This is a genomic window from Myxococcota bacterium (assembly GCA_040387835.1).
In the GTDB taxonomy this organism is placed as follows: Bacteria; Myxococcota; UBA727; order UBA727; family JABDBI01; genus JAZKCZ01.
In genome coordinates, this window is the sequence record JAZKCZ010000004.1 from 101,413 (window position 1) to 113,598 (window position 12,186).

At 48.3% G+C, this 12,186-nt stretch carries 10 protein-coding genes; 8 read left to right on the plus strand and 2 right to left on the minus strand.

Annotated elements, in window-relative coordinates; genetic code table 11:
* Genes V4534_08375 through V4534_08400 form a run of 6 tightly spaced genes read left to right on the plus strand, consistent with a single transcriptional unit; the run spans window position 1 to window position 6,808 of the window.
* On the plus strand, window positions 1–1,356 hold the full coding sequence (locus tag V4534_08375; GenBank protein MES2504876.1) for an NAD(P)/FAD-dependent oxidoreductase: 1,356 nt from the start codon (window positions 1–3) through the stop codon (window positions 1,354–1,356).
* Window positions 1,353–1,826: a methylated-DNA--[protein]-cysteine S-methyltransferase gene (locus tag V4534_08380; GenBank protein ID MES2504877.1), complete on the plus strand. Its 474-nt coding sequence runs from the start codon at window positions 1,353–1,355 to the stop codon at window positions 1,824–1,826. The genes V4534_08375 and V4534_08380 overlap by 4 nt, the downstream gene beginning before the upstream one ends.
* The gene (gene recJ, locus V4534_08385; GenBank protein ID MES2504878.1) at window positions 1,810–3,510 is read left to right on the plus strand and encodes a single-stranded-DNA-specific exonuclease RecJ; all 1,701 of its coding nucleotides are present in this window, start codon (window positions 1,810–1,812) and stop codon (window positions 3,508–3,510) included. Before V4534_08380 ends, recJ begins: the two co-directional genes overlap by 17 nt.
* 20 nt (window positions 3,511–3,530) lie before the next feature.
* Window positions 3,531–5,057, plus strand: a complete 1,527-nt coding sequence (locus V4534_08390; protein ID MES2504879.1) for a YifB family Mg chelatase-like AAA ATPase — start codon at window positions 3,531–3,533, stop codon at window positions 5,055–5,057.
* A 22-nt stretch (window positions 5,058–5,079) separates the two neighbouring features.
* Window positions 5,080–5,628, plus strand: a complete 549-nt coding sequence (locus tag V4534_08395; GenBank protein ID MES2504880.1) for a hypothetical protein — start codon at window positions 5,080–5,082, stop codon at window positions 5,626–5,628.
* 52 nt (window positions 5,629–5,680) lie between these two features.
* Window positions 5,681–6,808, plus strand: coding sequence for a citrate/2-methylcitrate synthase (locus tag V4534_08400; protein MES2504881.1), 1,128 nt, complete (start codon window positions 5,681–5,683; stop codon window positions 6,806–6,808).
* On the opposite strand, the gene V4534_08405 is transcribed toward V4534_08400, so the two are convergent.
* The gene (locus V4534_08405; GenBank protein MES2504882.1) at window positions 6,779–7,912 is read right to left on the minus strand and encodes an ATP-binding protein; all 1,134 of its coding nucleotides are present in this window, start codon (window positions 7,910–7,912) and stop codon (window positions 6,779–6,781) included. The genes V4534_08400 and V4534_08405 overlap by 30 nt on opposite strands.
* Window positions 7,913–8,068: 156 nt before the next feature.
* Between V4534_08405 and V4534_08410 the strand changes: the two genes are divergently transcribed.
* Both V4534_08410 and V4534_08415 read left to right on the plus strand, forming a co-directional pair.
* Complete coding sequence (locus V4534_08410) at window positions 8,069–9,076, plus strand: phosphodiester glycosidase family protein (protein ID MES2504883.1); 1,008 nt, start codon at window positions 8,069–8,071, stop codon at window positions 9,074–9,076.
* Window positions 9,077–9,112: 36 nt separating this feature from the next.
* Window positions 9,113–10,927: a hypothetical protein gene (locus V4534_08415; protein ID MES2504884.1), complete on the plus strand. Its 1,815-nt coding sequence runs from the start codon at window positions 9,113–9,115 to the stop codon at window positions 10,925–10,927.
* Here V4534_08415 and hisS read toward each other — a convergent pair.
* Complete coding sequence (hisS, locus tag V4534_08420) at window positions 10,922–12,133, minus strand: histidine--tRNA ligase (protein ID MES2504885.1); 1,212 nt, start codon at window positions 12,131–12,133, stop codon at window positions 10,922–10,924. The genes V4534_08415 and hisS overlap by 6 nt on opposite strands.
* Window positions 12,134–12,186: the final 53 nt, after the last annotated feature.

Sequence of the window (12,186 nt, forward strand, 5' to 3'; positions counted from 1 at the left end):
ATGCGAACTCATCGCTGCGATGTTTTAATTGTGGGAGCCGGTCCGGCGGGCGCTCACTTAGCATCTTTATTAGGCCGTGCCGGCTTTTCGGTTATTCTGGTAGACAAAAACTTAGAAGGTGAAACAGGCGCCCGATGGGTTAATGGTATCCCTTTATGGGTTTTTGCTGAAGCAGGCCTTGAAAAACCCGAAATCCACGAAGTTCATACAGCTGGTTCAAGATTTACGCTGATCGACCCGACGCATCAAGCACGGGTATCGATTTCTGTGCCTTTTCTGCTCGATGTCGATATGCGCAGCTTTGGCGATCGGTTGGTGAGCCGTGCTCAGGCGTCTCCGGGCGTGCGCGTGATGCTTGGCAAGGCGATTAAAGGTTTTGAGTTTGATCATCACGGCCGCCCTTTAAGAGCTTTTTCGCAAACGGACAGTTTTGAAGCGGAGTTAATGGTCGATGTGTCTGGCCTTTCCGCCATCATTCGAAAGGGGACACCTTTTTTAAAAGAACTATGTCCGCCCATTGAACCCAAAGATTTATGCCGAGCAGCTCAAGAAGTTCGGGCTATTAAAGATCCGCATGGTGCTTTAAATTTTCTGGAAAAGCAGAATTGCCAAAGTGGTGAGATCCTATCTTGGGTTGGCGTAGCCGGAGGCTATTCAGTTCTGCGCATTCAGATAGCGTCCGACCTTCGGACCATGGCCTTTTTAACTGGTTCAAGAGCGCTGTTTGGCGTTCCTTCCGGCGCTAAGATTATCCAAAATTTCATTGCCACGCACCCTTGGGTGGGCGACAAAATTTTTGGAGGACAGCGAGCCATTCCCTTAGGTCGTCCCTACGCACATTTGGTCGCGCCCGGAGTGGCTTTGGTCGGTGACAGCGCGGGGCAAGTCTATGCTAGCCATGGCAGCGGCATCGCTATGGGCCTTTTGGCAGCGAAAATTTTGGCGAAGCATTTGATTCAAGGTGCCACTCGGGGAGATGATATCGGTTCGCTTTCGGTTCTATGGGGTTATGCACACGAATTTCATGACACTTATGGGCCGCTTTTGGCCATGTCCGATTTAAACAGGCGCTTTTCCCAAACGCTGTCGCCCTATGAAGTCCATCAAATTATTGCCAGCGGTCTTTTGAGCGCGGGGATTTTGCGCAGTTCTTTGATGCAACAACGGCCTGAAATCAGCTGGCGCGAGACTTCTAACCAAATGAAAGCTTTGGTCAGAGCGCCTGGGCTAAGCATGCGTGTTATGTGGGCTTTTTCAAAGTTGCCCAAAATCCTGTGGGCCAGCAAGCAATATCCTTCGGAGCCCGACTTGCCAAAGGCCTTAGCATACGAGAGAAGATTAGCTGGTTTGCTATGACACTTTTTTCTCAAAAATTAACCACTCCCATTGGTGAGCTAATATTAACTGCAAATGACAGCGCATTAACGGGTATATTCTATCGATTACCGAAAAGTTTGGATATGCTGAGAGACACTGAGACGCCGGTGCTTAAACAAGCCAAAGCACAACTCGTCGAATATTTCGCCTGCAAACGCCAGCATTTTGATCTACCACTGGAATTTCAGGGAACTGATTTTCAAAAACGAGTTTGGCAGGCGCTCTTACAAATTCCTTACGGCGAAACACGTTCTTATGCCCAGATTGCTGTGCAGGTTGGATCGCCAAAGGCTGTGAGGGCTGTTGGACTCGCCAACTCCAAAAACCCCATTTCGATTATTGCCGCATGCCATCGCGTGATTGGCTCGAATAAAAAGCTCACTGGCTACGCCGGGGGCCTTCCTAACAAAGAATATTTACTAAAGTTGGAAAATGCGTCGTTGGCTTGAAAGACCTGTGGATTTAGGCGCGGTGAATCGCCTGATCATCGAACTCGATATTTCGCGTTTGCTGGCCCGAATATTGGTCGCTCGTGGTATCGATGACCCAGCGAAGGCGCAGCGCTATCTAAACCCCAGCTTGGCAGATCTGCCTAATCCAGACGCCCTAGCGGGGATGCAGGATGCTTGCCTTCGAATGGTTAAAGCGATTTTAGAAGGTGAAAAAATCGGCGTCTTTGGTGATTACGATGTCGATGGCGTGACGTCGACGGTTATTTTATCCGAGTTTCTCGAAAGCGTCGGGGCAGACGTGGTGGTCACGTTGCCAAATCGCTTAACGGAAGGCTATGGGCTAAGTCTGGCCGGCCTAGAACGCCTGGAAAAGCAGGGTGTGCGATTAATCGTCACGGTTGACTGCGGTGTTACCGCTCATGAAGAAATCGACGCGGCCATTGCTCGAAACATTGATGTCATTGTCATTGATCACCACACGGTCCCGGTTGTCCTACCAAAAGCGGTAGCGGTGATTAACCCGCACCGAAACGACTGCACGCGCAGTGCGCATCACCTATGTGCTGCCGGTGTGACTTTTAATCTCTGTATGGCTTTGCGCAAAGCTTTGAGAGAACGAGGCTTTTTTGCGACTCGCGCTGAGCCTAATCTCTCGAAACTGCTCGATTTGGTTGCACTCGGAACCGTTGCGGACGTTGTCCCGCTGATAGAAGACAATCGGATTTTTGTTCAAAAAGGTTTAGATCTCATCAAGAAAGCGCAGCGGCCAGGCATCAAAGCTTTGCTTGGTGCTTCAAAAATTGAGCCGCAAAAAGCCACTGCGGGCACTTTAGGTTTTCACTTGGGGCCGCGTATCAACGCAGCAGGCCGGTTAGAAAGCGCGATGAGCGCGGTAGAGCTACTCAAATCATCCGATTATATGCCGGCGTTTTTGATCGCTGAACAACTCGATGCCAGCAACCAAGAACGCAGAGAACTTGAAAAGCAGATTGTCGAAGAAGCGCTTGCAGAAATTGCCCTTTCTTCGGAGCATCAAGAGGCTTTTGCCATTGTTGTCGCAAGAGATACTTGGCATCCGGGCGTTGTTGGCATCGTTGCTAGCCGGCTTGTGGAAAAAACGGGCAAGCCCGCCATTGTTATCGGTCAAAACGGTAAAGGCTCGGGGCGTAGCATTCCTGGATTTCATTTGCATGAAGCCTTATGTGCCATCGAAGAGACTATGCTCGGATTCGGCGGGCATGCTCATGCGGTTGGCGTGCATGTGGATCTAGAAGATTTCAATTTGTTCCAAGATGCTTTTAGAGACTATGCAGGCCAAAAGTTGACGGCCGAAGATCTTGTGCCTTTGGTCTATCATGATGGCGATATTGCTTTGGACGACCTGAGTGAAAAGTTGGTAGAACTACTGGCCTTGGCGGCACCCTTTGGGCGTTCAAATCCGGAGCCAGTGTTCTGTTTGCGAGGCGTTCAAATAAAAGACGCTCGCGAACTTAAAGGCGGCCATCTTAAAGGCCAGTTGGTAAGCGATAAGAACATCGAGTTCATCGCCTTTGGCATGGCCGATAAATTGGAGTTGATCGCCAAACCGGTCGATTTGCTCGTCACCCCTGAAATCAATGAATGGATGGGCAGGCGTACGCTGCAGCTGCGCGTTAAAGACTTAGCTTTGCCAAAATCGTAGGTGAAGCGATATCAAGCTGCATGCTTGCTGTTGTTAGTTCTGCCACCGTTCTTGGTATTGAGGCGATTCCGATTCAGGTGGAAGTGGATATTGCTAATGGTTTGCCTGGCTTTGCCACGGTTGGACTTCCTGAAAATACCGTCAAAGAGGCTCGGGTCCGGGTACAGGCTGCGATAGCAAACTCAGATTATTTGTTTCCGGCGGGCCGTATCACGGTTAATTTGGCGCCTGCTCATCTTAGGAAAGAAGGCACCGGCTTTGATTTTCCCATTGCACTTGGCATTTTAGCAGCTCAAGGATTGATCCCGCTCGAGCGTTTGGCGAAGACTTTCGTTGTAGGCGAGCTATCTTTATCGGGGCAGGTCAGGCCGGTTCGAGGTGTGTTGGCGGTTGCGCAGCTGGCTTTTGAACAGGGCTTTCAATGCATGCTGGTGGCCAAAGAAAATGGCGCAGAAGCAGCTTTGGTGGCGGGTCTTGAAGTCCGCATGGTAGGAAATTTTCGCGATGCTGCACATTTCTTGGTGACAGGTGAAACCGACAAGTTGCCTGTTGCGGTGCCGAGTTTAGACATCGGTCTTAAAAGTTATGAAACAGATTTTAGTGATGTGCGCGGACAGTATCAAGCCAGGCGCTCTTTGGAAATCGCTGCCGCTGGTGGGCATAACCTAATCATGATTGGTGGACCCGGTGCGGGCAAAACCATGATGGCTAGGTGTCTGCCCACAATCTTGCCGCCTATGAATACGACCGAGGCTTTAGAGGTGACGCGCATACATTCGGCTGCTGGTCTTACCTTGGGCAGCGGAATGATAGATGAAAGGCCATTCAGAGCGCCGCATCACTCGATGACCAGGGCAGGTTTGGTCGGAGGGGGGACGGGCATTCCGCGTCCGGGCGAGTTGAGCTTGGCAAATAACGGCGTCCTATTTTTGGATGAATTACCTGAGTTTTCCAGAAACGTATTGGAGGTACTGCGCCAGCCTCTAGAGTCCGGTGAAGTCGTGTTAAGTCGGGCCAACGCCACGCTGCGCTATCCGGCCAAGATTATGTTGCTCGCAGCCATGAATCCTTGCCCTTGTGGTAATTATGGTACACCGCGTAAGAAATGCCGCTGCTCGCCGATTGACATTGGCAGGTATAAATCTCGCTTAAGTGGTCCGTTGCTTGACCGCATCGATTTGCATGTGGAAGTGCCGCCTGTAGATTTGGTGGCGCTGCAAAGTAGTTCGCTCGGAGAAAGCTCAGCCAGCGTCAGGGCACGGGTTTGTGCGGCTCGCGAACTGCAAAAAGCGCGTCTAGGGCCGCTCAAGCTCAATTCAAATATGACTAAGTCGCAATTGGTTGAGACAGGCACGCCCACCGCGGCAGGCCAAAAGCTGATCGGACTTGCTATCGATCGGTTGGGATTAAGCGCCAGGGGTTACGATCGAGTGCTTCGCGTGGCGCGCACCATTGCCGATTTGGCCAATTCGCCGGTTGTTGACTCGCCTCATGTTGGAGAAGCTTTGCAGTATCGAGGCGATGAAAAAATATTGCAGGCTGCTTAATAATTTTTAGGAGGATATAGTAATGCGTTATTTCATGTTATTTGCTTTAGCGGGATTTGCGCTAATGGCTGAGCCTGACACGGGCTTGATTAATGTGGCCGGTTGGGATGGAAGCTTTGCTTATAAAACAGTTCATGTGGCAGAAAAGCAGAACCGTTTTGAAATTGGCCTCCACTGGAAGTTTACGGACTGCGAAAGCTTCAGCTGCAGGTACTATGTCTATTTTGATAAACAAGATTGCCAAGTTTTGAGAGATGCAAATAGGCAATTTAGGTCCATGACATGTTCTAAAGAACTGCCAAGACAAGATAAGCGAATTCCATTTTTTAAGGGCGAGGAGTTGCAAGACATATTAAACATGGTTGAAGTCATTCAGCCTGTTTCGGTTAAAAGTCTGAGCTTTGAGATGGATTTGAAACAAGTTAAATTTGCATTGGAACAGACTGATAGCGCAGAATCCTTGGGATTTGCGATTCAGTTCTTCAATGCAGACGGATCTGGTGGTAGCTTTAATACTAATTGGCCGGCATTGTCATTTCCAGCTAGGCTTGTCGATTATATAACGCGTTAAGGCAAAATTTCTCGTTGGCGACGATGGTTAGTTTTGCTACTGGAAAATGCCTATGACTGATTTCATCGTTGCGCAAAAAGGTCTCGAAAATATCATTGTTGATAAAACCGCCTTGTCGCTGGTAGATGGCCAGCAGGGTTTGCTCATTTATCGAGGCTATCACATCGATGAAATGGCGAAATGCTCGTTTGAAGAGGTTTGCCACCTGTTTTTATTTGGACATTTGCCTAATCAAGCAGAACTTGAAAAATTTGATAAGCGGCTTAAAGCAAAACGCGCGGTAGAGCAGCTGGTGTTGGACTACGTTTTTAACGCACCTAAAAACGAGCAACCGATGGCCTTATTGCGCACCGCAGTGTCCATGTTGTCGGCCTATTTACCTGGGGTAGAAGATAATTCGCCTGCCTCATTGCAAGAAAATGCTATTGCCCTCATTGCTAAAACCACCACTTTGGCAGCCGCCATTGCGCGAGCCAAACGCGACCAAAAAGCCATTGAGCCCGATTTAACTTTGAGCCATGCGGCAAACTTTCTTTATATGTCTCGCGGAGAGCGGGTGGATGAAGTCGTTTCCAAAACTTTGGATACCGCGCTGGTGCTCCATGTGGACCATGGGTTCAATGCCAGCACATTCACCGCAAGGGTGACGGCCTCTACGCTAACTGATATCGTGTCGGCGGTGGTTGCGGCGATTGGCTCCCTGAAAGGTCCTCTGCATGGTGGCGCCAATACAGCGGTCATGGAAATGTTGCTGAAAATAGGCGAGCTGGATCAGGTCGATGCCTTTGTTGATAAAGCGATGCAGGAGAAACAAAAGATTCCGGGCTTCGGACATCGTGTTTACAAAACCATTGATCCTCGCGCCAAGCATCTAAAACTCATGTCGGAAGCCTGGGGCAAGCGGGTAGGCCAGGTGAAATGGTTCGCCATGAGCCAGCGCTTAGAAGATATGATGATGGAACGCAAAAAGCTCAACGCGAACGTGGATTTCTATTCAGCATCGACTTACTACGCCATGGGCATCCCTCCTGAAATGTACACCGTCATCTTCGCCATCGCCCGCATGGCAGGCTGGACTGCTCATGTGATGGAACAGCTAGCTGAAAACCGGCTGGTGAGACCAGAAGCGCAGTACACGGGAGTTCAAGACCTAAAATGGCTGCCCATCGATAAGAGATAGCTGAGAAAGAAATGCGAGAGCGGGGCAGACCCTAACGCCGGTCGGGGTCACGTAATCTTTCGTTCCAATTCCTGATATCTGATAGGCCTCAGCCATTGGGAATTTAGCTTTTAGATAGAGCAGCGCAGGAGAAACTTCTGCATTGTTCCATTTGCATTCCACCAACCAAACTGGGACGCGGTTTTTTAGAACGACGAAATCAACTTCACGCCCATCTATGTCTCTAAAATAGCGCAAGTCGTAGTCTTCTCCGAAACAGTCTTGGCGATAGTGTACCCATTTGAGCAAATGACAGGCCACCAAGTTTTCGAACCGAAGGCCTATTTCCGTAACCAAGGTCCAATCAAACTGATAATGTTTCTGCTCTTTTTTAACCGCCCGAATCTTGGGAGAGCCCAGGGGACTTAGACGAAAAATTGCATACAAACGTTCCAGGATAGTTACCCAGTTGCTCGCCGTCTTGTGAGCCACCTTCAAATCCTCGCGCAGCCCGTTAATAGAGAGCGGGCTTCCTACCAGTTCAGGTAAACGCATTGCCAATAGTTCTAGAGTCCCTAAGTCTTTGACTTGTTCTAGCTGGCTCAAATCCTCCTGAATCAGGCGCGAGCGATATTCCCTCGACCATCTCCGAGCTTCTACCTGGCTCCCGCCAAAAAATGGTTCAGGAAATCCGCCTAACTCCATTAAATCCATGAGAGTTTCTTGCGTGGGTGCAAGCTCCGACAAAGAGAGAGGATGGAGCCGTAGGTAGTGGTAACGGCCTTGCAACGAGTCACCTGAGTAGCGGTAATAGTCAAGCCTCGCGCTCCCGGTTACCAGAATTTGCTGCCCAGTTGGACGCCCATCATAAAGCCCTTTTAGCAAATTTCTCCATTGTCGGTATTTATGTAATTCATCAAATATCCATAAACCTGAGTTAGGAAGCTCGCCTTTTAGAATTTGTGAACGATGATCAGGTATATCCCAATTCAAATATCCTACACCCGATTTGGGCAATAGTTTTCTCGCCAGGGTGGTCTTTCCGACCTGCCGCGGACCGCCCACAAAAACCATTTTTTTCGAAAGGTCTTTCTTGATTTGGGGCATTAAATAACGATCATGCATTAGGTGAGCATACGAGTATTTTAGACACCTGTCAAAAATACTCGCGAATAATTTTGACAGGTGTCTAAAATACTCGGAAAGAGTTGTTTGACTTTAAAGATAATATTGATTTACGGTTAAATTGTGCGGAAAATATCGTATTTAATATGTATATTTATGTTTTCAGTTTTGTTATCTCTTGAACTGAGAGGAGAGATTCAGCCATGGGTTTATCCGCCTAAAAAGCTGGGGTTTCAGTACGAGCACGGACCAAGTTTGCCCGCCGGGATGGTTTATTATTCCGAAGGTCGGTTCGAAGTTATTGAGGTCGACTTAAAAAGTTTCGATGTCGAGGTTGCTGCGCCAGAGGATAACAGAACGTCACTTACTACTTTAGAGCTCATCAAAAGAAATCATGGCATAGCTGGGATTAATGGAGGTTTCTGGAACGCCTCTTCGCTGTTCAGTCCTTTCGCGGGTCCTGATAGCATTGTGGTTGCTCATGGGAGCTTGCTCGGTGATTCCTTGTTGCCGGCTCCTACCATCGGATGGAATAGTCTTGGAGCCGTCTACGGATACGTGGCCATTCAGCACTATCTTGACATAAAGATGAATGGATCAGCGAGTGTTCAAGTCCCTCTACTAGATGACGATGCTGTGCCTGATGGCATTTTAAGGAAGATTTTTGTTGATGGTGGTAAAGTTCAACCACATGGACATCGGTTCAAGATAGATCCGAGGTTTAGTGAAAACCTGGATCAATATATTGGTCATCGGGCGGAACCTCGATTCCGCTTTATTAATTTCGATGTTAACCGGCCGGATAGTGCTTGGAAAGATCTTGATTTTGCAATTGCAGGTAACCTTGCGCTCGTTGTGGAGGGAAAGGTTGCTCGCTTTGAACCTTGGCAACTCAACCCAATAAGGGGGGAAGACTCTTCCCCGCGGACAGGCTTGTGTCTAAACAAATATGGACGTTTGCTGTTAGCAATTTCTGTAAATTCCAATATCAAACAATTTGCCGAATTTCTACAAAACAAGGCCTGCCAATTTGCAATTAATCTCGATGGTGGGCCTTCAACGACGCTGTTTTACGAAAATCGTTTCTTCTCGGATTACCCGTTAGGTTACCAGGGCAGGTCTATTCACAACGCGATTATCGTTGTTCCCAAAGGCGAGAGGTAGAAAATGAGCAATCTAATCCTAGTGCCAATCCTTCTGTTGATTTTGGCTTCTTGTCAGCAACATTCATCCTCAGAACAGAATTCCTGTGATCTCTACTACAAAAGAGGGTCATTAATTGCACAGGGCGGCACCGGGAAGGTTTATCGGGTCAAGTTTCATAATTATTCTGCTGTTGTTAAAGAGGTTGTTGGTCAAGACTTGAGTCATGACACTGAACTGACCGAAAAGGCCAGGACGCTTGGCGTGGCACCGCCAATCTATAGCAGTGGGGTATGTGAGCGAGATGGGCAGCTAATTTCCTATAAAATCACGCCCGAACTCCATCCGGTTGACCTCCGTATCATTGAAGCATTTCCTCAAGAATTTGAGCAGCAGATGCTGTCGGCCCTCAATACATTGCATGAGCATAACATCACTCAGGGCGACATTCATCTTGGCAATATCCTATACGATAATCCTGAAGCCCCCAGGTTCTATTTGACAGATTTCGATAAAGGACTCGACTTGCATGGTATTCCTCAACCAGAAGCCCAGGGCCATATTGACTATGAAAACCAGCGACTGCAGCGATTGTTTTCGGGTGAGTATTTTCCTCCCGGAGGAAAACCCGGTAAGTATGAACGCTGGCAGCCATTTATCTATCCATGGAAGCAATTCGATCTGAACCATGATGCTAAAATTAGTGATGCTGAAGTTCCAAAGCTGCAGCAATTCTTGGGCTCAGCAACAAGAGGCGATATAGCTGCCAAACTTTATCATATTCGAATGACTCACCAATTGACACAAGAGCAGAGAAGGGGACTGTTCGCGGATACTGACAATGACGGAGAGTTATCCCAAGCTGAAATTAGCAGGTTGTCAACGTTGTTTCCTGGGCTAACTGAAAACCAAAGAGAAAACATTCAGAGGGCATACGACCAATTCGCTACAAAACTCCGTCTTCACTTTCACAGCATGGTGAAAAAAGGTTCTGAACGGGAGGTGATGCCTGGCCTTGAGGCAAAAAATATTTTGGTTATTACGGCGGGCGATCTCAACCCTAAAAGGCGTTTCCCTTTGCTAACCAGTCCAGTATTTGCAAGCCTTGCTCGAAATAACGGCTATCGCTTTGAGTATTTTAGCTCCAGCCTTTCTGCGCCCTGGGTTCCGTATTGGAACAAAATCTGGATGTTGCTCGATCGCATGCAGGACTCAGAAAACAAAGTCATTGTTTGGCTTGACGATGATGGTGTAGCCAGTCCTAACAGCGATATGATCGAACAATTTTTAAAGGCTTACCCTGACAAAGATTTCATTGTGGCCATGGATCCAGAGGCGTGGGCCACACTTAATACAGGCGCGATCATTCTGAGAAACACGAAATCGAGCATGGGTTTGTTGCTTCAAACTATCTTGGTCGGCCTTGAGGATCGAACTGTCAAAGGTAATTTTCGTCATCATCATCTTGTCAGCTGCGGCCAAGATGAAACCTGTCTGCACGAACAGCAAGCTCTTCAAGAACTTTACGCTAGAATTGTCTGGACAGATGAAGACTTGGATATGATTAGCAGGCTGCTGGCAGATATTGGGGTTTTCAATCCAGCAAATTTTGGAAAGCGAGAAAGAATAACGTCGAGAGATTGGACAAAAGTGATTGAGGTTGTCCCTCAGATCGATCCCAAAAGCGGTAGAAATCTGAATGTTTTCTTTAGTCCTTTTCAACCTTATAAATTGGAAGGCCGATTCTTTTTGCCCTCACGCGTCAAAATACCTTACAACCTAGCAGAACGACCATTCTATATGCAACCCGCAGGACAATCGGTTTATAAATATGATGCTATTAAATCTCTCGTCGAGAGCCTTCGGTTATAGAGCGGAGAGGGTTACATCTCTCATTTCGCCGGAATCTAATGATTTAATCTTCGCGCTGTCGCTTTCGACTTCGCGTTGGCCTAGCACTAATACTTCTTTGGCGCGTAGCCTGTCTGCTCTGCGCATTTGGGCTTTGACGCTTTTAGGTTTGTGCTCGAAATCAACCGTCATACCTTTGCGTCGCAATGCGAATAAGAGCTCTAGAGCCTTCGCTCGGCCGATGTCATCGGCATAGACCAGGCTTAGATCAGGCCGTTTCTCAGCAAGCGCGAAGCCGCTTTCTTGCATTAGAATTGCTAAGCGTTCGACGCCGGCTGCCATGCCGATGGCAGGGGTTTTTGGGCCGCCGAGTTCTTCGACTAAACCGTCATAACGACCACCGCCGGCCACGGTGTTTTGAGCACCAAGCCCCGATTCGGCGATGAATTCAAATACGGTGCGGGTATAATAATCCAGCCCCCGTACCAATTTGTGCGACACTTCGTAGGCTACGCCTAGTTTAGATAACCCATTCAAAACTTCTTCAAAATGCCCTTTGGAGTCAGCGCCAAAAAAATCCAAGATGCGAGGCGCTTTTTCAACCAAAGAGATGCAGCTAGGGTTTTTGCAATCCAAGATACGAAGCGTGTTTTGCGTCATGCGTCTTTGGCAATCGGCACAAAGCTGTTCGGTTAGAGGCTCGAAATACGCGCGTAGAGCTTGCATGAAAACTTGGCGCTCTTCAGGCTCGCCCAGACTGTTGATCGCTAATTTGATTGGACCAATGGGAAGAGAAGCCAGCCAGTCATGCACCATCGCCAAAAACTCAATGTCTGCGCTTGCGCTGGCACAGCCTAGAAATTCAGCGCCAACCTGGCAAAACTCTCGCAAACGGCCTTTTTGGGGGCGTTCGCGTCTAAACATCGAGCCTGTGTAGAAAATCTTTGCTTCTTGTTCTGCAGACAGCAGGTTGTTTTGTACCAACGCCCGCACCGCACCAGCGGTACCTTCTGGGCGCATGCAAATCATCGTCCCATCACGGTCTTCGAGCGCGTACATTTCTTTCGTAACAATGTCCGAGGACTCGCCGACGCTTCGAACAAAAAGGCTTAACTCTTCTAAAATGGGGGTCTGAATTTCGGATAAGCCATAATTTTCAAAGACGTGAATCGCTTTGCCAATAATAAAGCGTCTCGTTTGCAATTCGGTCGAAAATAAATCAGGCATGCCTTTCATACATGGCAAGAATGGCATGCTCTCGTCTTTTGGAAAAGGGAGGC